The 24,288-nt window shown below is 36.2% G+C and carries 11 protein-coding genes; 10 read left to right on the top strand and 1 reads right to left on the bottom strand.

Features of this window, described 5'->3' with window-relative positions; translation table 11 throughout:
- The first annotated feature begins 112 nt into the window (after nucleotides 1–112).
- The 6 genes from ACHRVX_RS19290 (at nucleotide 113) to ACHRVX_RS19265 (ending at nucleotide 15,639) form a co-directional block, all read left to right on the top strand.
- Nucleotides 113–2,785: a beta-1,3-glucanase family protein gene (locus ACHRVX_RS19290; RefSeq protein WP_395335197.1), complete on the top strand. Its 2,673-nt coding sequence runs from the start codon at nucleotides 113–115 to the stop codon at nucleotides 2,783–2,785.
- Nucleotides 2,786–2,990: 205 nt separating this feature from the next.
- Complete coding sequence (locus tag ACHRVX_RS19285; RefSeq protein ID WP_395335195.1) at nucleotides 2,991–4,616, top strand: glycosyl hydrolase family 18 protein; 1,626 nt, start codon at nucleotides 2,991–2,993, stop codon at nucleotides 4,614–4,616.
- A 2-nt stretch (nucleotides 4,617–4,618) separates the two neighbouring features.
- Nucleotides 4,619–6,487, top strand: coding sequence for a carbohydrate-binding protein (locus ACHRVX_RS19280; protein ID WP_395335193.1), 1,869 nt, complete (start codon nucleotides 4,619–4,621; stop codon nucleotides 6,485–6,487).
- Nucleotides 6,488–6,691: 204 nt separating this feature from the next.
- The gene (locus ACHRVX_RS19275; RefSeq protein WP_395335191.1) at nucleotides 6,692–9,571 is read left to right on the top strand and encodes an RICIN domain-containing protein; all 2,880 of its coding nucleotides are present in this window, start codon (nucleotides 6,692–6,694) and stop codon (nucleotides 9,569–9,571) included.
- A gap of 296 nt (nucleotides 9,572–9,867) precedes the next feature.
- Nucleotides 9,868–13,131, top strand: coding sequence for a carbohydrate-binding protein (locus ACHRVX_RS19270; protein ID WP_395335190.1), 3,264 nt, complete (start codon nucleotides 9,868–9,870; stop codon nucleotides 13,129–13,131).
- A 564-nt stretch (nucleotides 13,132–13,695) separates the two neighbouring features.
- Complete coding sequence (locus tag ACHRVX_RS19265; RefSeq protein ID WP_395335189.1) at nucleotides 13,696–15,639, top strand: metallophosphoesterase; 1,944 nt, start codon at nucleotides 13,696–13,698, stop codon at nucleotides 15,637–15,639.
- A gap of 248 nt (nucleotides 15,640–15,887) precedes the next feature.
- Here the strand turns inward: ACHRVX_RS19265 and ACHRVX_RS19260 are convergent, their stop codons facing one another.
- Nucleotides 15,888–16,949, bottom strand: a complete 1,062-nt coding sequence (locus tag ACHRVX_RS19260; RefSeq protein WP_395335188.1) for a phosphatidylinositol-specific phospholipase C1-like protein — start codon at nucleotides 16,947–16,949, stop codon at nucleotides 15,888–15,890.
- Nucleotides 16,950–17,382: 433 nt separating this feature from the next.
- On the opposite strand from ACHRVX_RS19260, the gene ACHRVX_RS19255 reads away from it, so the two are divergent.
- The 4 genes from ACHRVX_RS19255 (at nucleotide 17,383) to ACHRVX_RS19240 (ending at nucleotide 24,258) form a co-directional block, all read left to right on the top strand.
- On the top strand, nucleotides 17,383–17,907 hold the full coding sequence (locus ACHRVX_RS19255) for an RNA polymerase sigma-70 factor (protein ID WP_395335186.1): 525 nt from the start codon (nucleotides 17,383–17,385) through the stop codon (nucleotides 17,905–17,907).
- Between the two features lie 284 nt (nucleotides 17,908–18,191).
- Entirely contained in the window at nucleotides 18,192–19,115 is a 924-nt protein-coding gene (locus ACHRVX_RS19250) for a FecR family protein (RefSeq protein ID WP_395335184.1), read from the top strand.
- Between the two features lie 74 nt (nucleotides 19,116–19,189).
- Complete coding sequence (locus tag ACHRVX_RS19245; RefSeq protein WP_395335182.1) at nucleotides 19,190–22,483, top strand: SusC/RagA family TonB-linked outer membrane protein; 3,294 nt, start codon at nucleotides 19,190–19,192, stop codon at nucleotides 22,481–22,483.
- 5 nt (nucleotides 22,484–22,488) lie between these two features.
- Nucleotides 22,489–24,258, top strand: a complete 1,770-nt coding sequence (locus tag ACHRVX_RS19240) for a RagB/SusD family nutrient uptake outer membrane protein (RefSeq protein WP_395335180.1) — start codon at nucleotides 22,489–22,491, stop codon at nucleotides 24,256–24,258.
- Nucleotides 24,259–24,288 lie beyond the last annotated feature (30 nt).

Here is a 24,288-nt window from a genome sequence, read left to right as displayed (position 1 = left end):
GGTGTACTGTCTTTGTTAGTTTTAGCATTACGCCCGGCAGATTAATTATAGTTTTTTCAAAAGACATTTTAATTCTGAAATCTATTTACGTAACCCCAAAATTAATTTAGATATGAAAAAAAACAAACTTAGAAGATTTTCTCTTCTGACAACACTATTTCTGGTTTTGTCAAACCTCATGTACGGTCAGGGACCAATACCCTTTACCATAAGTAATACGTCCACATTTAACGACAACGAATTGTATGTCGCGATTGTGGGAATTGATTATAACACTGGAAATCATGTTTGGGTCAATGCCAAAACAAGTCAGGTTTTACCAATGAGTGCCTCTTATAATACCGTTACAGGACCTACAATTGGCGGAAATACAGGACCGGGACAAAACTCAAAATATGCCAATTGCTTTACGAAATTGAGCGAGATTCCTAACAAAACTTTTACGCTTCCTCAAATTGCAGGCTGCAGGGTTTTTATTGCCAAAGGGCAGCAATTGTATTTCTACTTTTTTGGTGCAAGTGGCGCTCCGTCAGGATATACATCGCCAAATCCTTTGAATGCAACAGATCCTAATCAGGGAATTTTATACGAAATAATCGAATTAACGAACAATCAATACGGTTTCTTCGGAAATCCATCGAGAGTAGATTCGTATAAATACCCAATGGGATTAGAATTATTTGGTGCCAATGGATATCAAAAAAGAGTGGGAGAATTAAAAAAACACGCAGATATTGTGGCAGCTTTCAAAGCCAATGTGCCATCAGAATTTCAGGGTTGCGTCAATAATACAACGGGCGAAATTACGGCACCGTCAAAAACGCCTGCTTTCGCTGATGGAACCGGAGGAACTTCTGTAGGACCACAGGCAAATTACCTGAAATCTTATATTGATGCAATTTGGAACAAATACAAAAATGAAGATTTGATATTTTACGCCGGAGACGCCGGAGTTTTTAAAGGAAGAGTTATTGGCGAACAACTTGAAATGGTGGGTCAATCAGGCGGATTTGTGGGTCGTACGGGACGTGTTCAAAACAGACCTTCGACTCAGGAAGCACTGGAAGGAAAAGGTGTTCTGGACAGAAGACTGGTTGACGGAGATCTTGATCTTGTGATTCAGGCGCAATTAACGGCGGCAATAAACAGACACGTTGTCAATACAACAACGCCTAATCCGGGTCAGCAAAACTGGTACGATGCATCGAAATTTTATCAGGTAAACCCAACCAATCATTACTCAAAATTCTGGCATTTACCGGGAATCAGCGTTGATAATCTGGCATACGGATTTGCTTATGATGATGTGGCTGATCAGTCGCCATCGCTTCATACGCCACAGCCTACAAAAGTTATTGCTGTTTTTGGCGGATATGCAGGATCAGTTCCTTCGGTTCCGGCAACTACAGATGTGATTACGGCTTATAAAGATTGTAATTACACCGGATTTTCGGGCGGATTAACGATTGGAGATTATAATCTGGCTCGTTTAAAAACTTTAGGGATTGAAGATGATGCTATATCTTCCCTTAAAATAACTCCCGGATTTCAGGCGATTTTATATCAGGATGATAACTTTGCCGGTGCTTCAACCGTGATTAATTCTGATAATACTTGTTTGAATACTACCTGGAATGATAAAGTAACGTCTGTAAGAGTTATTGCAAACGGAACTACGACTTTAGGAAACCAGACGTTTTATCTTCAAAACAGAAACAGCGGTTTATACATGGATGTCTGGAATGCTAATTTGGCAAACGGTGCAGCCATTAATCAGGGCGCATTAAATTCAAGTAACAATCAAAAATTTACATTGACACATTTAGGCGACGGATTGTACAAAATTATTGCTAATCATAGCGGACAATCTTTAGATGTAAATAATTTCAATAAAGCTAATGGTGCGCGTGTAGAGCAATATCCTTACAATGCAACTACTAACCAACAATTTATTCTTGTGTCTACAGGCGACGGATTTTACAAAATTGTAGCCAGACACAGTGGTAGAATTGTTGAGGTTGCAGGAGCAAGTACAGCTTCCGGCGCTGTTATTCAACAATGGGACAATAACAACCAAACTTGCGGACAATGGAAATTAGTTCCCGCAACGTCTTCTCAAACTTCTGTTTTAATTCAGGCGGAAGATTATTCGGCAATGAACGGAATTCAGGTTGAAGCTACTACAGATAGTGGCGGAGGTTCAAATGTAGGATATACTGAAACTGGTGATTGGTTAGCATATAACAATATCAATTTTCCAACAACTGGTTCTTACTTAATAGAATACAGAGTGGCAAGCGGAGTTTCAGGCGGTAAATTATCAGCTGATTTAAATGGAGGAACGATTGTTTTAGGCAATGTGGATATTCCGAATACCGGAGGATGGCAGAACTGGCAAACGGTTTCTCAAACCGTAAACGTGAATGCCGGAACATACAATTTTGGGATCTACATTCAAAATACCGGAATGAATATCAACTGGATAAAAATCACAAAAGTAGGTGCTGGTTTAACGGCAAAAACGGCTCAGGCTCCAATAGTTGAGGAAGAAGTTGCTGCAACGGCTTTGAATATTTATCCAAGTCCGGTTGAAAACACACTTTATACCACAACAGATGTAAGTGGAGGAAATGTGAGCATTGTAGATTCTCAAACCGGAAATGTAGTTTCGGCACAAAAAATCAACAACAACAGTATTGATGTTTCGCGTTTAACGAGAGGCGTTTATCTGATCGTTTTTGAAAAAGACGGTCAAAAAACAGTAAAACGTTTCATTAAAAAATAAGATAAGTCAATAAAAATAAATTTTTAAACACATAGAAATATAGGTTTCATAGCATAAAAACTGGTAAAGGCGTTTCACTTTTTTTTGAAGGCACATAGCTATGAGAAAAAACTTGTTTCTAGAAACATTCTTGTCAAAGTTAATAATCTATGTTTCTATGTGTTAAAAATTAGAATCAATAATTAACCTACTAAATATTTTCAACATGAAAAACAATTACAAAACAATGCCGCTAAAATGGACGATCATTTTAGTGTTGGGAGTTTTCAATTTGTCAATCGCCCAGAAAAAAGTAATCGCTTATATTCCCAATTGGATAGACCTGAATTCTTTTTCAGGCAGCGTTCAATACAGTAAACTGACCCACATTAATATTGCGTTTGAAAATCCTGACGCAAACGGATATTTGAGTTTTAATTCTGGAAGTAATACCATTATTAATGCGGCACACGCACAAAACGTAAAAGTATTTGTATCTCTGGGAGGAGGATCAATATCTGAAGGAGGTGCCATTCGCGACAATTACTTCAATTTGATTACACCCGGAAACAGAACGGCTTTTATCCAGAAAATATACGATTATGTTGTAGCACATAATTTTGACGGAGTTGATGTTGATCTTGAAGGTCCTGCAATTAACGGTGATTACGGCGGATTTGTAATTGCATTAGCCAATAAATTACATGCTGGAGGAAAACAAATTACAGCCGCACTTTCTGAAGGTTATGGCGGTGCCAATGTACCATCGTCTACTTTTGCAGCGTATGACTGGATCAATATCATGGCGTATGATGCAACAGGACCGTGGCAACCGGGATCTCCGGGACAGCATTCTCCTTATAGTATGGCGGTGAATCAGTTCAATTACTGGACAGGACGAGGATTGCCTGCAAGTAAAGCGATTATTGGACTTCCGTTTTACGGATATGGTTTTGGAGCCTCTGCCAATCAGGGAATTTCTTATGCTAATATTATAGCACAATATCCGGGAGCAGAAAATCAGGATCAGGTTGGGAATACTATTTATTATAACGGAATTCCAACCATCAAAGCCAAAACAACATTTGCGATTCAAAATGCTGGTGGAGTTATGATTTGGGAATTATCACAAGATGCCGTTGGTTCAAAATCATTATTGACAGCCGTAAACCAGGTTATTACAGGAAGCCAGCCACCAACAGGAACCGGAACTTTAATTCAGGCAGAAAGTTATTCGTCAATGAGCGGCGTCCAGACAGAAGCAACAACAGATACAGGCGGAGGTTTAAATGTAGGTTACGCAGATACAGGCGACTGGATGGCGTATTATAATGTAAATTTTCCAACATCCGGATCGTATGTAATTGAATACAGAGTGGCAAGTGCCGTTTCAGGAGCCAGAATTTCTTCAGATTTAAGTGCAGGAACTATTCAGTTAGGGTCTGTAAATATTCCGAATACCGGAGGATGGCAAAACTGGCAGACAGTTTCTCAAACTGTAAACGTAAATGCAGGAACGTATAATTTCGGAATTTATATCCAGAATACAGGTGTAAATTTAAACTGGTTCCGTATTACGAAATCAGGAGCAGGTTTAGCCGCAAAATCAGCTTCGACAGATAAAATTGAAAGTCTGACAGTTTACCCAAGTCCAACAGAAAATGAGCTTTTCTTTTCTGCAGAAATTTCAGGAGCAAACATAAGCGTGATCAATTCTCAGGACGGTGCTACAGTTTCATCACAAACAGCCAACAGTAACAGTATTGATGTTGCAGGTTTAAAATCAGGGATTTATTTGATTTTGGTCGAAAAAGACGGAATCAAAACCGTAAGACGTTTTGTGAAAAAATAACCATGAAAAAATATATACTAGTTAGTAATTCAAAACTACTTTTATTGGCATTTGTTTTCTTTGGTTTAAGCGGCCAGGCTCAGGTTATCATGTTTGATGATTTTAATTATTCAGGTAATAATGATCCGCAATTGGCATCGTTTAACAAATGGCAAATTATTAATGGCGTAAGTGGACCTCCGGAAGGAGCCACTTACAGCCGTAATAATGTCAATTTTATCACAGACCCAAATGATGCAACGAATAAGTTAATGACGTTGAAAACAACTGTGAACGGTCAGTCAAAAGCGGTTACACATTCAAGAATCGAAAGTTCGTATGAATATTTTGAGGGAACGTATGCATCAAGAGTGTATTTATCAGATGAAGCTTTTGCAAGTAAAGATGCTAATATACAGACGTTTTTTACCATTGTAAGTTCAGCACTTGCTCAGGATGGTACAAAATACAGTGAACTGGATATCATAGAGTATATGGCTGCGGATAAATGGGGCGTTTCTCCGGATAACAGAGTGGGATATACGACTTCGTATCACAAATATATTGCAGATCCGTGGAAACCCTGGAAAACCTATTCGACACAGCAAAAATCATTAGCCGGGTGGCATACTTTCATTGCTACCTGTACAGATGGTGTGAATATCAGGTATTATATGGATAACACGCTTATTGCAACACATTCTGTTACGGATAATGAAACTCAGGCAGGTCTCTCGGTTTATCCCCGAAGTAATATGCAGATAGCATTCGCTAATTGGATCTGGAACAATGTTTTAGGAACCAGCAATGCTAACAGAGATAATACTTTCATGACAGATTGGGTTTTATATTATAAGAATACCGCATTAGATCTGACTCAGGTTAATACTCTGGTTGCCAATTATAAGGCACAAGGATTAAAAAGAAGAAATCTGGCAGGACAAACATTTTATGAAACACCGCAACAAACTGGTGTAGCCACGGTATATAAAGATTGTAATTATGGCGGACAAGCGGTGAGTTTACCTGTTGGGAATTATACTTTAAGTCAACTGCAGGCAAAAGGAATTTTAGATAATGATATTTCTTCGCTTAAAGTGCAAAGTGGTTATGAAGTAGTCCTTTACGCAAATGATAATTTTTCCGGTTCTTCTGTAATTATTACTGCAGATGATACATGTCTGGTAGATAATAATTTCAATGATACAGCTACTTCTGCAAGAGTTAGAGCGGTAACAAATTCTGCTTCGGTATTGATTGAAGCGGAGAGTTATGCCAGCATGAGCGGAGTTCAAACCGAATCAACCACAGATACCGGCGGAGGATTAAATGTAGGTTATGCCGATACAGGTGATTGGATGTCTTACAGCAACATTAATTTTCCAACATCTGGTTCTTATTTAATTGAATACAGAGTGGCTAGTGGTGTTAGCGGTGCAATCATTTCATCTGATTTAAGCGCAGGAACAATTCAGTTAGGTACTTTAAATATTCCGAATACAGGAGGATGGCAAAACTGGCAAACGGTATCTCAAACGGTGAATGTAACCGCAGGAACGTATAATTTCGGAATTTATATTCAGAATACCGGTGTCAATATCAACTGGATCAGAATCACGAAATCAGCTTCTGCTTTAGCGCAAAAATCGGCTTTAACAGATAAAATTGAAAGTTTAACGGTTTATCCAAATCCAACAGAAAATGAACTTTTCTTTTCTGCAGAAATTTCAGGAGCAAACGTGAGCATTATCAATTCTCAGGATGGCGCCACAGTTTCATCACAAAAAGCCAGTAGTAACAGTATTGATGTTACAGGTTTAAAATCAGGAATTTATTTGATTGTGGTCGAAAAAGACGGAATCAAAACGGTAAGACGTTTTATTAAGAAATAATTTTAGTTTTAACCGCAAAGTTCGCAAAGCTGTTTTTTTTTAATCTCGCAAAGACGCTAAGGCGCAAAGTTTTTTCTTTTAGCTTTTTTTACTTTGCGACTCTGCGACTTTGCGAGAAATAAGTTAGCGTGCCTTGCGTAAAACTTAGCGCCCTTTGCGGTTAATACTTTAGCAAATAGTGTAACCCCAAACCTCAAATATCATATGAAAAACAATTACAGATTTCGATTAAGCCTACTCGTATTTCTTGCTTTCAGCAGTTTTGCTATCGCACAAACCTCTTTAGGTTCGAGTAAAACCTTTCTGAATAATCTAAAGAAAGAATTAGTAATTTCTGCCACCTCAAAAAATGCAGAAAAAACCGTTTTGCTTGAGACGGAGAATAAAAATTTTACCGCAAAAATCAATTACAAAGAATCAAATTCATCAAGTGAGTTTTTGATTGGAGAAATTAAGAATGTTCCGGAATCCTCTTTTTACATCAAGGTGATGGATAAATCACTTGAAGGACACATTATTCTGAAAAAAACAAAAGAAGCATATAAATATTACTCAGATGCCAGCGGAAATGCTTTTGTATCAAAAGTGGATATTAATACGCTGATTTGCGTGAATTATGAAAATGTTCCTGAAAAAAGCCAAACAACAAGTAAAACAGCCGCTGCACAAATTGCTCCGGCCTTATTGAACTTGCAAAGTTTGCCGGGAGGAGCAGGATGTGTCTTCTTAGATTTTGACGGCTATAATATGCCGGCAGGAAATCTTTGGAACAATGGTAACGCCATTAATGCTGCGCCATCCGGAATGAGCGATGCAGATGTGCAGCAACACTGGGAAGTAGTATCTGAAGATTACCGACCTTTTAACTTAAATGTTACAACAAGCGAAGCCGTTTTCAACTCTTATCCAAGAAACAGAAGAATGCGTGTGGTGGTAACTCCAACCAATACTGCAGCCCCGGGGGCGGGAGGTGTGGCATATCTTGGTTCCTTTAATTGGGACAACGATGTACCTTGCTGGGTATTTATTACCTCAGGTAAATCTGGTGGAGATGCCTCTGCGCATGAAGTTGGTCATACTTTTGATCTTGGTCATGACGGACGCACTAATCCTGCCGAAGAGTATTTTGTTGGGATCAACAATACTTCATGGGCGCCAATTATGGGCGCCGGTTATTACAGACCGGTTGTGCAATGGAGCAAAGGAGAATATGATTATGCTAATAACAAGCAAGATGATGTAGCGACTATTTCAGGTTCTAAATTTGGAGTAGGTTACAGAGGTGATGATTACGGAAATACAACCGCATCTGCCGCAAATTTAGATTATAACGGAAACGGAACTATCAACCAGAAAAACGGAATCATTTCCAGTGAAGCTGATTATGATTTTTTTACGTTTACAACAGGCGGAGGAAATGTTTCGATCAATGCCAATACTGTTGGAAGAGATGGAAACCTGCACCTTTTATTACGATTGTATAATTCGGCAGGAGCCGAAATGGGAACCTATTGGAACTCTGATCCCTATGCTTTAAATGCATCCATGAATGTCAACTTGCCGGCCGGTAAATATTTTGTAGGCGTTGACGGTAACGGAGCAGGAAGCGCAGGTTATGGCGGATATTCGGCTTATGGTTCTATCGGAAGTTATTCCATTACAGGAACGATTCCGCCGGGAGGAAACATTGCACCTACCACAAATGTAATTACAGTTTATAAAGATTGTAATTACACCGGATTTTCTGGCGGATTAACAATTGGCGATTATAATTTGTCCCGTTTGAAATCTTTAGGAGTTCAGGATGATGATATTTCTTCGCTTAGAATTACGCAGGGATTTCAGGCGATTTTGTATCAGGATGATAATTTTACAGGAGCTTCAACCGTAATTAATTCGGATAATTCCTGTTTGAATGGAACCTGGAATGATAAAGTAACTTCTATCCGAATTATCGCAAACGGAGTAACTAATTTAGGGAATCAAACTTTCTTTTTGCAAAACAGAAACAGCGGTTTAAATATGGATGTCTGGAATGCAAGTACGGCAAACGGAGCCAATGTTGCACAGGGAAATGTGAATACAGGCGCAAACCAAAAATTTACTTTCACACATTTAGGCGACGGTTTGTATAAAATTATTGCCAATCACAGCGGACAATCGTTAGATGTAAATGGTTTTAATGTAGCCAATGGTACCAATGTAGAGCAATATCCGTATAACGGAACAACAAATCAGCAATTTATTCTGGTTGCAACCGGAGACGGATTTTATAAAATTATCGCCAGACATAGCGGTAGAATTGTTGAGGTTGCCGGAGCAAGTACTGCAAATGGCGCAAATGTGCAACAATGGGATGATAACAACCAGACTTGCGGACAATGGAAATTGATTTCGACAACTACTGCGCAAACTTCAACACTGATTCAGGCAGAAGATTATGCTTCAATGAATGGAATCCAAACCGAAGCCACGACAGATGCTGGAGGAGGATTAAATGTTGCCTACACAGATACAGGCGACTGGCTGGCGTATAACAATATCAATTTCCCAACTTCGGGTTCTTATTTAATCGAATACAGAATTGCAAGTGCTGTGGCTGGAGCCAAAATATCATCAGACTTAAACGGAGGAACTATTATTTTAGGTAATGTAGAGATCCCAAATACAGGAGGATGGCAAAATTGGCAAACGGTGACACAAACCGTAAATGTAAATGCCGGAACATACAGTTTTGGAATCTACATTCAAACCAGCGCAGTAAATATCAACTGGTTCAGAATCACCAAAATTGGTGCAGCTGCAGCAACAATTACTCCTGAAGTTTCCGCAATTACAGCCGAAGAAGAAATTAAAGACGCAGCACTAAATGTATATCCAAATCCGGTTTCAGATGTACTTTTCTTTACTACAGATATAACAGGACAAACTGCAAAAATCTTTGATTCTCAAACAGGAACTTTAGTTAAAACTCAGGAAATAAAAGATAATAATATCAATGTTTCCGGTTTAAACCGAGGTGTTTACATCATTGTTTTTGATAAGGACGGAAAACAAATTGTAAAACGTTTTATAAAGAAGTAAAATGTTAAAAGTAAAAAGTTAGAAGTTATCAATTTGTGACTTTATAATAAATCTAAAAGGCTGTCAGTTATGGCAGCCTTTTTTTGTTGAAAGAATTTGGTGAAATTATTTCTGATAATGCTGTAACAGCATAATATCCTATCTCTCATTTTTAATGAAAAAAAATTCTTCCTTTTTTAACTATTTTAATTTAATTTAAATAAGTTAAATACTACATATTTTAAAATAGAGGCTTATATTTGTATAGTAATTAATTATGCGCAACAATTAATACTAAATTCAAAATTCTTATAAATATGAAAAAAAAATACAGACTTCGGTTAAGTTTTCTATTGTTTATTGCTTTTAGCAGTTTTGCAATTGCTCAAACTTCTTTAGGTTCAACTAAAACCTTTATGAATACTTTAAAGAAAGGGTTGGTTAATTCTACTTCAAAAAATACTTCAAAAACAGTTTCGCTTGAAGTAGAAAAATCAAATAATTTTATTGGAATAATTAATTATAAAGACTCTGGTGTTTCAAGTGAGCTTTTAATGGGGGAAATTAAAAATAGTGAAGAATCTTCTTTTTATATTAAAGTAAAAGGTAATTCCCTTGAAGGACATATTTTATTCAAGAAAACAAAAGAGGCTTATAAATATTATTCAGATGCTACCGGAAATGCGTTTGTTGCTAAAGTTGACATCAATACTTTGATTTGTATTGATTACAATAACGTGTCAAAAAACGTAAATAAAATTACAAGTAAGGCAGCTGCGACAGCAATTGCCCCGGCTTTATTAAAACTACAAAGTTTACCGGGAGCGGCAGGTTGTGTTTTATTAGATTATGACGGGCATTATATGTCTGCAGGAAATATGTGGAATAACGGTAACCCTATAAATGCAGCACCATCCGGAATGAGCGATGCCGATATACAGCATAATTGGGAAATAGTTTCAGAAGATTACCGACCTTTTAATCTAAATGTTACAACAAGCGAAGACGTTTTTAATACCTATCCGAAAAACAGAAGAATGCGTGTAGTGGTAACACCAACAGATACCGCATCACCGGGGGCGGGAGGTATAGCATTTATTGGTTCCTTCAACGGGAACGATGATGTACCATGCTGGGTATTTTTGACTTCGGGCAAAATTGCAGCAACTGCCACATCTCATGAAGTAGGACATACGTTTGGTCTTTCTCATGATGGTTGTACAAATCCCGAAGAGGGCTACTATTATGGTATGCCCAATGCTTCGTGGGCACCTATTATGGGAATAGGATATTATAATCCAGTTGTGCAATGGAGTAAAGGAGAATATGATTACGCTAATAATAAGCAGGATGATTTAGCTATTATTTCAGGTTCTAAATTTGGTGTAGGATATCGTGCAGATGATTATGGAAATCATATTACCACTGCAGAACATTTAGATTATGATGCCAATGGAGTAATTAGTCAAAAAAACGGTATTATTTCAAGTGAATCTGATTATGATTTTTTTAGTTTTTTAACTGGCGGAGGAAATGTTTCTATTAATGCCACAACAATGCCAAACGATGGAATACTTCATCTTTTGATTAAATTGTATAATTCAGAAGGTGTAGAAATAGGAACGTATTGGAACGCTGATCCTTTTGCTTTGAACGCTTCTATGAATGTGAATTTGCCAGTTGGTAAATATTTTATTAGTATCCAAGGTACAGGAGCAGGAAATGCGGCATCTGGCGGATATTCGGCTTATGGTTCTATCGGAAGTTATTCTATTACAGGAACAATTTCGCCGGGAGGAACAATCAGCCCGTCTACTGATGTAGTGACGGTTTATAAAGATTTTAATTACGAAGGATTTTCAGCAGGATTGACCATTGGAGGTTATAATAGTGAACGTTTAAAATCTTTAGGTGTTTTAAAAGATGATATTTCGTCGCTTAAAGTCAGCGAGGGATTTCAGGCGATTTTGTACGAGAATGACAATTTTACAGGAGCTTCACTAGTTATTAATTCTGATAGTGCAAGTTTAAACGCAACCTGGAATAATAAAGTAAGTTCTGTTCGAATTCGTGCAAACGGAGTTACGACTTTAGGCGGTAAGACCTTCTTTTTGCAAAACAGAAACAGCGGACTTAATATGGTCGTGCAGGATGCAAGTTTTAAAAGTGGTGCCAATATTGTTCAAGAAAATAGAAGTGAGAGAAACAATCAAAAATATTCGTTTACACATTTGGGTGATGGACTGTATAAAATTATTGCCAATCATAGCAAACAATCTTTGGATGTAGAGGGATACTCTCAAAAAAACGGTGCCAATGTGAGACAATATCCTTATGAAGAAGCAGCTAATCAACAATTTATTCTGGTTGCTATGGATGATGGATTTTATAAAATTATTGCTGGACATAGCGGAAAAGTGATTGAAGTTGCGGGAGAAGGTATGGACAATGGCACCAACGTGCAACAATGGGAGAATGTCAACCAGACTGGCGGCCAATGGAAATTAATTCCTACAACTTTTACTGAAGAAACTTCGACTTTAATACAGGCGGAAGATTACTCTGCTATGAGCGGAATTACAACCGAAGCAACAACAGATCTTGGTGGAGGTTTAAATGTTAGTGCAGATATCTACGACAGGCTATATTTTGACAATATCTATTTTCCAACTACAGGTACTTATTTAATAGAATATAGAGTAGCGAGTCCAAAAGATGTGGTCGTAATGTCTGCTGATTTAGACAATAATACTATTAATTTGGGAAATGTTTTTGTGCCTAATACCGGAGGGTGGCAAAAGTGGCAGACTGTTAAACAAACTGTAACTGTAAATGCCGGAACCTATAAATTTGGAATCTGGAATCGAAATACAAGTGTGAATATTAACTGGATCAGGATTTCTAGAATCGAACCAGAAACTACAGCTTTAATTCAGGCGGAAGATTACTCAACGATGGCAGGAATTACAACAGAAGCAACAACAGATCTTGGCGGTGGTTTAAATATTAGAAATACAGATTCATACAACTGGTTGGGGTACAACAATGTCAATTTTCCAACATCTGGTTCTTATTTAATAGAATATAGAGTAGCGAGTGCTGTAGATGGAGGGCAAATATATCCAGACATACTCGTTGGCGATTTTTTTAAAAAAATTGATGTACCCAATACCGGAGGATGGCAAAATTGGCAAACAGTTAAACAAATGGTAAGTGTGAATGCAGGAACATATAATTTTACAGTCGTTATTCAAAATACATATGTGAACATAAACTGGATCAAAATTTCTAAAATTGACGCTCCAACAATTACTCCTGAAACTTCTTCAATTAAAGCCGAAGAAGAAATTAAAGACATAGTACTAAATGTATATCCAAATCCGGTTTCAGATGTGCTTTTCTTTACTACAGATATAACAGGACAAACTGCAAAAATATTCGATTCTCAAACGGGAACTTTAGTTAAAACTCAGGAAATAAAAGATAATAATGTAAATGTTTCCGGTTTAAACAGAGGTATATATTTCATCGTTTTTGATGTAGATGGTAAACAAACGGTGAAACGTTTTATAAAAAAATAAAGAATTTTATACACAATTTTGTCATCCTGAGCGAAGTCGAAGGAACGCAAAGAAAAGAATCAATGTTTGTCGATTTTCAAGTGCGATTTCTCCTCTGTCGAAATGACAAGATTGTGGTTATTGGTGCGGAGAAAAAAAATTACCGCAGAGAATGCAAAGTTTTTTTTTTACACATTGCGGTTAGTAAACACAGAGTTCGCAAAGCTAGTTCAATACAAAGCTTTGCGAACTTTGCGTTTTTATCAAGACTTACAAGTAAAAAATCTTTGCGTTCTCTGTGTTAAAATTAACAGCAAAGGCTGCAAAGTTTCTGTCTCATATTGTGGTAAATAAACACAAAGTTCACAAAGCTAGTTCAATACAAAGCTTTGCGGACTTTGCTTTTATAAAAAACCTTAAAAGTAAAAAACCTTTGCGCAAATTGCGGTTAAATTCGCAAACCAGGAAAAGATTAACACAATTTGCCGTTAAATAAAATTTCCATAACACTATCATAAAGGCATTTCAGGTTATAATTCATAAAATTGCAACTTCTCTAAATCCCCATTTGTAAAAGATTAAACTATGACTTTAAAAATTCCCTCTTTACATAAAAACACCTTCACCGTTTTATTTTTTATTTTATTAAACGGAAGCATTTCAGCACAAAAGCAAAAAAATCTGGACGGTACACAAATTGCATTTTTATCCGATGTTCATCTGCAGGATTTATTCGGGACATTTTCAGATAATGATTATAAAGGTGTTTTGAATACGAAAACCGGAAAATATACGTTAATGAGAACAATGGCATCTCAGTTACATTCGACCCGAATTTTCAATGAGAACTATTTTGCTTTCATCGCAGCTTTAGAAGATATCGCAAAAAGAAAGATAAAATATGTTGTACTTCCGGGAGATTACACTGATGATGGTCAGCCGATTCACGTAAAAGGCTTAGAGAAAATTTTAGATCAATATAGAAAAAAATACAATATCGAGTTTTTCATCACCACAGGAAATCACGATCCCGTTGGACCTTTTGCACAAGAATCCGGTAAAGAAGATTTTTTAGGAAAAGACGGAAAAAGTCAACCCATTTATAGCAAAGAAGGCCTGTATAAGCCAAACTTAACGATTGAACAGCCCGTAATTATTACCGCCGATATTGCTAAAATGGGTTATTTAGGAATCACCGATAATCTTAAAAATTTTGGTTTTTATCCCAATAAAAAATATAAATTCTGGGCAACTCCTTTTTCAACTTATACCAATCAGAATTATAGTTTTGAAAAAGCTTCACAAGCGGCATTATTATCCAATAGGGTTTACAATGTAGCACCCGGATTTGAAGTTCCTGATGTGAGTTATGTCGTAGAACCTGTTGACGGACTTTGGTTAATGGCGATTGACGGTAATGTTTATATTCCGAAGAAAAATGATGGAGATCCTAAAGATTCTAAAAGTTATGCCGAAGCCAGTACGGGTTACAACAACGTGCTTTCGAACAAAAAACACCTCATAAAATGGGTCGAAGAAATTTCGGCGCAAGCCAGACTACAAGGCAAAACTTTAATTGCTTTCAGTCATTTCCCGATGATTGATTTTAATGATGACGCTTCTGCGGAAATTAAAGAATTACTGGGTCCGAATAAATGGCAATTGAACCGCGTTCCGGTGGAAGAAGTAGCGCAGGTTTTTGCCGATGCAGGATTGAAGATTCATTTTGGCGGACATATGCATATTAACGATACAGGAACCAGAACTACGGCAAAAGGGAATACGTTGGTAAATATCCAGACGCCATCTTTGGCAGCCTATATTCCGGCGTATAAATTATTGACAATCAAAAAAGACAATCTTGTCGATATTCAAACCATTACAATCGATGAGGTTCCGCGTTACAACGAACTTTTTGATTTGTACAAAATGGAATATCAATTTTTACAAAGTCAAAACGCAAAAGATATCTGGAATATTGATATTTTAAAAACTAAAAATTATCACGATTTTACTGATTTTCACCTGAAAGAATTAGTTCGGTTGAGATTTCTCGCAGATGATTGGCCAACAGGTTTCAAGAACTTTATCCTGAATGTTTCCGGAGAAGATCTATTGGTTTTAGCCAATATAAAATCGGATAAGGATTTTGATGTGATTTTAAAAAACAAAGAAAACTTTAAAAATGAATGGGCAGCTGCTGAAACAAAATCAGTAAAGTTTTTATCAGAAAACAATCTTAAAAAACAAGATTTCAACTGGACGGGTTATGATTTATTAGTCGATTTTTACCGTTTTAGAAGTGCTGACGAATTGGCTTTAACGGATGTTGGAACAGCGAGAGCGAAACAATATAAGGTCTTATCTCAATTGTTTTTTGAGAATCATAAAGATGATAATTCAAAAGAAAAACCATTGCAAAACCAAATGCGATTATTTCTGACGATCTTCAATAAGTTTATGCATGAAGTTCCTGCGGATCATTTTAGTGTAGATTTGAAAACGGGGGAAATTAAGAGCGAAAAATAGTTTCAGGTTTAATTTGTTTCAGGTTTCAAGTTTTGTTGGAACGTAATTTGGGGTGTGAATTCAACCGCAACGAGCGCAAAGATTTTTTACATGTAAGTTTTATATAAAACGCAAAGTTCGCAAAGCTAATTGATAAAGCTTTGAGAACTTTGCGTTTACTAACCGCAATCTAAAAAAAACCTTTGCGCTCGTTGCGGTTAAATTTTTTAACTCATTTCAAACTGAGACTGAGACTGAAAACTGAAAACTTACTCAATTCCATTAACCGGATTAACCCTCACATAGGTTCCGTCATCATATTTTATCTGATAAGGAGAACTAAAAAGCGTGCTTGGCAAATAATAATCTGTGGTAATGACCTGAGCTCCGGATTTTTTAGCGGCTTCAAAATGCGTGTAATCATTTTTGCGGGCTTCTTTTGTATCTGAATCTGCTCTTGTGCGAATTAGATATCCTTTTTTTACTAAATCAGCAATTTCAGGATCTTCGGAGTTGTTGCGGAACAGGGTTGCGGCTTCGGGTTTTCCGGGATCAGCGTTGATGAAAGCGGCGCGTCCTTTTAATGATGGATGATTTAGAGCATATAAATCTCTTTTTGCTCCGTTATTATCTAAAATAAACAAGAATTTACCTTTCGCTTTTTTCAATGTTGGCCAATTGTTGTGTAAAACAGCTTCTTCTAAAGTTTTGTATTTTCCACGAACCATATCCGGTGTAATGAGTTTATTTCCTAATCCTTTACGAAGTTCAGCATCTAGAGCATCGAACAATTCAGGTGTAAACTTCTCTGCTTTTGTACCTAAAAAACTATCGTCATCTTTGGGTTCCAGTGTAATAAAAACCGGGATATGATCAGGGTTTGCATCAGACCATTTTTTTAATTCTGCAAGACAGCTTTGTAACGTGTAACACGAAGTTCTAAAATCAATATCGATCATATGAAAAACCTTAAAACCCGGTTTATTCATTTCTCCATTTGGGTCATAAGCCTTTTCAGATTTTGCCAAATCCAAACCTTTAGGGTGCGCATATCTTCCGCCTTTAGGATCGCCCTGAACATCAATTTCCAGATTTCGTAAACCTTTATTCAATTGTTCCGTGATTGGAATGTGCGTGTATTGCAAACCTTTTAGGGAGCGGGTAGTATCTTTTGCCTGAATCAGATTGTATAAATCCGGTTCAATATTCTGGCGGTAACTATTATGTGAACCAATTACCTGTATTTGATTGATTTTCAGATTGTCATTTTGTGCCTGGATGCTATTATGCATTGCGCCGGCAAGAAATAATGTAAACAGAATGTGTTTCATGATTTTGAAAGTGTAATTTTTATTAATACTGAGGACGCAGCACAAGAAAATTACCGTTTTAGTCACCGTTGGACATAAATAGTATAAATCAATTTAGGACACAAATTGCAAGAATCTACTCAAATTTTAATACGTTGATCTTGTTTGTGAAATTAATTTCACGAACGAAATTAGTGACAATTCGTTCAATTTGTGTTATCTTTTTATACTAGTATCCAAACAGTATTTCAGCGGAAACTAAATTAGGAGTTGTGTTTGGTTTTTATGTTATTAAAAAAAAAAGAAATAGCAACCTGATTGTCATCATTGCTTGAAAATAGTAGTATTTATACATCAAAATAATTCTTTATTTAATTTAAAGATAACGTTCAGACAAAAAACTTTGGTATAACATTTTATTATTTTACATCACCAAACAGTCCCGAAATAAGTTATGAAAAACCCTGAAATTTTTGAAAAAACGTATACCGATTACTGGAAAAAGCTCAATGCGTTTTCGTATACGATGACTCAGGATAAAGACTTGGCACAAAACATAGTTCAGGATGTTTTTATTGATTTATGGGAACGAAAAGACGATTTGAATATTAATGCAATTGAACCGTATTTGTTTCGGGCAGTAAAAAATCAGGTTTTCAAACATTACCAAAATAACAGATTTGACAAGACGATTCTTGAAGATAAATTTGAAGATTATATTATTGATAATTTCAGTTCGATTGATCCTGAATTAACAGATTTACTTTATTCCTTATTAGACAAACTTCCGGAGAAACGTAAAGAGGTTTTATTAATGTACAAATTTCAGGATATGTCGATTGATCAGATTGCTGATGAATTGGGAATTTCAAAACAAACGGTGAAAAACCAAATTTCATCGGCATTGAAACAATTGCGTGAAGGCTTAAAAGACCTTGCCTGGCTTGCTCCATTCATCATTTTAAATCAAAAGTTTTAAGATAACTTTCTGTTAATGGTTTCATAATATTTCCGGGTAGTACGATTTTATCTTTTTGGTACTTATAGATAACAAAGCCTGTTAAACACAATTGGCGAGTTTATTAAACACATAGAAACATAGATTTTTCTTTAAAAAAAAGGGAATCTTAAAAAACTAGTTTTTACACATAGCTAAACGTAAAGAGCTATGATTATTAATGCAAGTGAAACGCCTTTAATAAGTACAAAAAACTATGTCTCTATGTGTTTAAATAATAGTCGCAGCAGGTAATAATAAGTATTATGATAAAAAGAATCAAACATAGTTTAGAATATCTAGTTGATAAAAGCAGTCGAAATAAAACATCTGAAGCAGAAGAAAACTTACTGAATGATTTTGCTTTAAAGGAATATCAAAATTCAAATTGGGAGGAATCTTCGATGGGAAATTCTAATGAAGTTTCTCAAAATATATATCACAATATACAGCTTAAAATAGGGAAGAAGAAAACTTTTAATCCTTATTTAAAATATATGGCAGCTGCCAGCATTCTTTTACTTGCAGGTTTAGGATTTTTCTTAAAACCAAAAATTGCTGTTGAAAAGCAATTAACATTTAAAACATCAGATGTCCCCAAATCTATCCATTTAAGTGATGGCTCGGAAATTTATCTGGCAGCAAATTCATTATTTCAATATCCTGAAAAATTTGAAGGAGATGAAAGAAAGGTTTCGTTATTAAAAGGAAATGCATTTTTTGAAATTGCCAAAGACAAAAAGCATCCTTTTATCATTACGTCGGGCGAAATCAAAACAAGAGTTGTGGGAACTTCATTTCACATTCAGCTTTCAAAATCAAAATGTGAAGTTATTGTTGTAACCGGAAAAGTAAATGTTTCCGGCAAAGGGCAAAGCGTTGATTTGGTTCCTAATGAAGAAGCGTTGTTTGAAACTCAAAAACTAAGCAAACAATTTGCAGATAAATCACTGTTAGTCAACTGGTATAATACAGATGTTACACTCAATCAAACCACACTTAAACAAGTGATTACCATTTTACAATATAAATACGGAGTTTCATTTCAGTATGAAGATAAGCTCGTATTAGCAACGCCGTTAACGGTATTCATCAAGAAGGACGCATCATTAGAGAATGTTTTAGAACAAATTAATTACATCACAAACCTAAAATTTAAAGTTTATGGCGAAATAGTAAAAGTGGATTAAAAACAAAAAAGCAGTTGCTGAGAACAACTGCGATTAATAATTAAGTATCGTAAAAAAAACCAATAACTTAAATCATGTATTTTAAACTTCCTTATTTAAATCTAAAGAGAATCGTCTTTTTAGTACTAGCGTTACTGGCCGTACAAATTGGTTACAGTAAAACTAATTTCCCAAAAGAATCGAAGGATTCAAAAGTAAACAATAAAATAGAAAAAGCGACGCTTGTTTCTATTTTCTCAAAATTAAGTGCTCAAACGGACTATAAATTTAGTTACGGACAAGCTATTATTGCTGATAATACTACTTATACAGTTAATTATACCAATGAATCTATCGCTTTAATTTTAAGTGATTTATCTAAAAAAGCTAATTTTAATTACAATATAAACGGGAAATTAGTTTTAATTCAAAAAACAATTGCGCCTAAAACTATTACTAATAAAGTAGTGGACAGAGTTAAGATAAAAGGAAAAATTGTTGACGAGAACAAAGTGCCAATTCCTGGTGCGAGCGTTAAGGAAACGAATTCTTCAAACACAACAGTTTCTGATTTCGACGGAGTTTTTGAAATTACTGTTGGGGACGGAAAAACTATTGAAGTTTCATATGTAGGTTATAAAACCAAAACTGTTTCGGCACAAAATGGATTTATGACTATTCAGTTAGAGCCTGATACTGCTGAGCTAAATGAGGTTTTAGTAGTAGGTTACGGTAAACAATCTAAAAAAGATGTTACCGGAGCCGTTACACAGCTTGAAGCAGCAAATTTTAAGCAGGGAATTACAATTTCACCGGATAACTTATTACAAGGAAAAGTGGCTGGAGTTCGTGTGGTGAGCACAAGTGGAGAACCGGGAGCTGGTGTAAACGTTACCATTCGTGGAGTGGGATCGATCAGAAGCGGAAGTACGCCTTTGTTTGTTGTTGATGGAGTTCCGTTAGCAAATGATGATGTAAGCCCTTCAGGAACAAATGTTGGTTTTGGGGCTTCGGCAGCAAAAAATCCATTAAACTTTTTAAACAGCAGCGATATCGAATCGATTACGGTTTTAAAAGATGCTTCGGCAGCAGCAATTTATGGTGCAAGAGGATCTAACGGAGTTGTTTTGGTTACAACAAAAAAAGGATCAAAAGGCGAGGGGACTTTAACTTTTGATACTTATACAGGACTTTCGACTGTAGCGAATAAACTGGATGTTTTAAGTGCATCTCAATACAGAAGCGCGATTAAAGAAAAAGCTTTTGATCATGGCGGAAACACAGATTGGCAAGATGTAATTTACAGAACGGCGGTTACAAAAAACAATTCATTGTCTTTTTCTAAACAAACTGAATCTGGAAATTATTATGCATCTGTGGCGCAAATGGATCAGGAAGGTATTATTAGAAACAGTAATTTCAAACGTATGTCGGGTAGAATTAACGCTGCCGAATCATTTTTGGACAATAAACGTTTAAAAGTAAAACTGAATCTTACGGCAAGTGAAACTAAAGATGACGGAGTTCCTACAAGTGATGACGGAGGTTCAAACGGACAGTTGATTGTGCATACTTTGATGGCAAACCCAACAAGATCTGTTTTTGATGCCAACGGAAAGTATACGAACTTTAATATGAACGCGCATTATAATCCTGCTTATTTATTGAGCATTTATGAGGATCAAACGCGCATGTTGAGAGTTTTAGGAAATATGGAAGTTTCGTTCCGAATTTTTAACGGACTGGAATATAAACTGAATCTGGGAATTGACCGTTCTACGGCTCAAAGAAACACTACAATTTACCCGAACGTTACAGATTTAAATCCAAAAGGGAAATACGTTCAGAATAATTTAGATTCTAAAAACTCTTTAGTAGAGCATTATTTGACTTATAATTTATTATTAGACAAACATAAATTAGAGGTTTTAGGTGGTTTCTCGTATCAAAAATTCGAAAGATCAGGAACAAGTTTCAGTATCGACGGAATTTCAAATCAGGGTGTTGGCGTAAAACCTTCAATCAATCCTGGATTTGCAGGAACACAATCCGGAACTACGGGTTATGCTCAGGAAAACGAATTGCAATCTTATTTTGGAAGAGTAAATTATACTTTCAATAATAAATATCTTTTGACCGCTTCGATGAGAGCTGACGGTTCGACTCGTTTTGGAGATAATAATAAATACGGTTACTTTCCTTCGGCAGCGTTAGGATGGAATATTTCTAAAGAGAGTTTTCTGGAAAATGTATCGGCGATAAGCAACTTAAAATTAAGATTAAGCTGGGGACAAACAGGAAATCAGGAAGTAGAAAACAAAATTACACAAGCAAGTTACTCACTTTCTGGTGCTGATGGGTATTATTTATACAATGATTTGAATCTGGTAAACGGAATCGCTGTAAACAGAACGCCAAATCCGGATTTAAAGTGGGAAGTGGTTACGCAATATAATGCAGGTTTAGATTTTAGTTTCTGGAATGATAAATTATACGGAACATTAGATTATTTCAACAAAACTACAACAGATGCTATTTTGAATATTCCATCACAAGCGTTGAGTCCAACCAATACAATCTGGACCAATATTGACGGTGAAATTATCAATAAAGGTTTCGAATTTATGGTAGGTTCAAAAATTGTTGATACTAAAAACTTTACGTGGAATATTGATGCAAACGGAGCGACTTTAAAAAATAAAATAGAGAATCTTCCAGTTTCAGAAATCTTAACAGGAACCATTTCAGGACCTGGACAATCAGGAGTAAATGCTAACATTTACAAAAGTGGTTATGCTGCGGGTTCATTCTATTTGTTAGAGCATACAGGTTTTGATGCTAACGGAGCTAACGTTTTTAAAGATCAAAACGGAGATGGTAAAATCGACAATAGTGACAGAATCATTATCGAAGGGGCATTGCCAACTTTCTATTACGGATTTAATAGTGATATGAGATATAAAAACTTCACCTTTTCATTCTCGATCATTGGGCAAACCGGAGGTTATTTGTTGAACAATACCGGTTTGAATGCTTTAAACATAAACAACTTAGCATCTGACAGAAACGTTGCTACAGGATATTATGAGTCTGGCGCAAATGCAACCAACTCACCAATTTTATCGACATTGTTTTTAGAGAAATCAGATTTCATCAGGTTAAATACAGCTCGTATTGGTTACAATTTTGATTTAAAAGGAGTGAACTGGTTAAACGGATTAACGCTTTATGTTACAGGTCAGAACTTAATTACAATTACCAATTATACGGGTTATGATCCTTTAATCAACAGTCCAAAATCAAACGGAGGAAATCAATCTATAGGTATTGATTATGCAAGTTACCCAACTTCCAGGACTTTTAGTTTTGGAGCAACTTTAAAATTATAATTATTATGAAGACAAAGACAATTTTTACTATAAAATCAATAGCAGTATTCTCTTTTATCTGGTTTTTTGCCAGCTGTACAAACCTTAACGAAGTTGTTCTGGATGAAGTTTTGGGAGATAATGCATCTAATCCTGCCGGAGCTCTTGCAGCAGCCTATGACAGGTTAGGAGACGGAACATTTGTAGATCACGGCGGTGTTTTTTCATTACAGGAATACACTACAGATGAAGCAATTTTGCCTACTCGCGGAAGTGACTGGGGAGATGGCGGTAAATGGAGAGACATGCATGAATTTACATGGAAATCTGATAACGCAATTGTAGGTGATAACTGGAACAAACTGACAAACGGAATCACGCGTTCCTTAACGGCGATTCAGTCTATTGAAGAAAGTACAATACCGCAAAAGAAATTATTTTTGGCTGAAGCCAAAGCATTACTGGCGTATTATACGTACACGACTTTAGATTTATACGGACAAGCGCCTTTCAGAGATCCTATGAATCCTGCTGCGCCATTGCAAATTTTAAAAGCCGATACTCAAATCGATAAATTAATTACCGATGTTGAAGCACTATTACCGGATTTAGCCGAGTTTGGAGAACAGCAAACGCACCACGGTCGTTTTACAAAGCAAGCTGCTTACGGATTTTTAAGCACCATGTATTTGAATCGTGCCGTTTTTAAAGATCGTTTCAACGCCACTTCAAATTTTAATTTTAATGAAGCTGCTGCAAGCGGAACAGGAACTGATATGGATCGTGTAATTTATTATACTTCATTATTAATCAACTCGGGAAAATTTAGTTTAGAAAGTGATTATTTCAAAAATTTCGCAAGAGACAACGAAAACGGAAAAGAACTTATTTTTGCCATTTCTCAAAAAATAGATTATATCCGTAACGGTTCAAACAGTTTTGCATATGTATGTATGGAGCGTAACCAGAGAACTTCTGCCGCAAACAGAGGAACAAATGCAGCCTGTACAACTCCGGAATTCTACGCAACATGGAACGGAAATCACGATGATCCAAGATTTAATCAAGCGTATCAATATGGAGACGGAACATGGTTTACAAACGATGGAACAACGCCAAGTGTTCCTGCAACCGACATTGTTCCTAAAAGTACCAATTTACCCTGGTTTCACTTTACAAGAGGAATTGTAGCCGGACCACAATTCGGACCTATATTATTAGCTTCAGGATCTCTTGAAATGGTTGGAAACCGTATCAAAGTTTCTCCATTATATATGGAAAAAAGCACGACTACAAGAATGGATTTCACACCATCTCTAACCTTCAAAAACCCTGCTCAGGCAGTTTTTGCTCAAAACGAAATCAATCAGGGAGCCCGTGTTTTCAAATACGAATTTGATCCTGAAGGAGGAAACGGTAACAGTAATGTTGATATTCCGTTATTCCGTTTAGGGGGAATTTACACAATGAGAGCTGAGGCATATTTCAGAAAAGGAAATTCGGCATTAGCAATGGAAGATCTTAATAAATTGCGTACCAGCAGAAAAAGAGAATCATTATACGCAAGTGCGCCGGGAAAAGCATTAACATCATTAGATGCAACACAATTGTACAACGAAATAGGTTTTGAATTGTACTGGGAATTGTACAGAAGACCACAAATGATCCGTTTTGGAAAATTTGATTTACCGGGAACTGCAAAACCCGTTTCACAACCTTTTAGAAGAGTATTTCCAATTCCGCAGTCTGTAATCGATGTGACGAAGGAATTTCAACAAAATCAAGGATATAATTAAGTTTTTGTGTTAGTTTTATTTTTTTTTACA

Source organism: Flavobacterium sp. FlaQc-47 (genome assembly GCF_044006475.1).
Lineage (GTDB): Bacteria > Bacteroidota > Bacteroidia > Flavobacteriales > Flavobacteriaceae > Flavobacterium.
This window is presented reverse-complemented; position numbering and strand designations above follow the sequence as displayed.

Excerpts from the sequence above, each read along its gene's own strand:
- ACHRVX_RS19255 (WP_395335186.1), top strand. The coding sequence starts at position 17,383 with ATGAAAAACCCTGAAATTTTTGAAAAAACGTATACCGATTACTGGAAA.
- ACHRVX_RS19245 (WP_395335182.1), top strand. The coding sequence starts at position 19,190 with ATGTATTTTAAACTTCCTTATTTAAATCTAAAGAGAATCGTCTTTTTA.
- ACHRVX_RS19240 (WP_395335180.1), top strand. The coding sequence starts at position 22,489 with ATGAAGACAAAGACAATTTTTACTATAAAATCAATAGCAGTATTCTCT.
- ACHRVX_RS19250 (WP_395335184.1), top strand. The coding sequence starts at position 18,192 with ATGATAAAAAGAATCAAACATAGTTTAGAATATCTAGTTGATAAAAGC.
- ACHRVX_RS19270 (WP_395335190.1), top strand. The coding sequence starts at position 9,868 with ATGAAAAAAAAATACAGACTTCGGTTAAGTTTTCTATTGTTTATTGCT.
- ACHRVX_RS19275 (WP_395335191.1), top strand. The coding sequence starts at position 6,692 with ATGAAAAACAATTACAGATTTCGATTAAGCCTACTCGTATTTCTTGCT.
- ACHRVX_RS19265 (WP_395335189.1), top strand. The coding sequence starts at position 13,696 with ATGACTTTAAAAATTCCCTCTTTACATAAAAACACCTTCACCGTTTTA.
- ACHRVX_RS19260 (WP_395335188.1), bottom strand. The coding sequence starts at position 16,949 with ATGAAACACATTCTGTTTACATTATTTCTTGCCGGCGCAATGCATAAT.
- ACHRVX_RS19290 (WP_395335197.1), top strand. The coding sequence starts at position 113 with ATGAAAAAAAACAAACTTAGAAGATTTTCTCTTCTGACAACACTATTT.
- ACHRVX_RS19280 (WP_395335193.1), top strand. The coding sequence starts at position 4,619 with ATGAAAAAATATATACTAGTTAGTAATTCAAAACTACTTTTATTGGCA.
- ACHRVX_RS19285 (WP_395335195.1), top strand. The coding sequence starts at position 2,991 with ATGAAAAACAATTACAAAACAATGCCGCTAAAATGGACGATCATTTTA.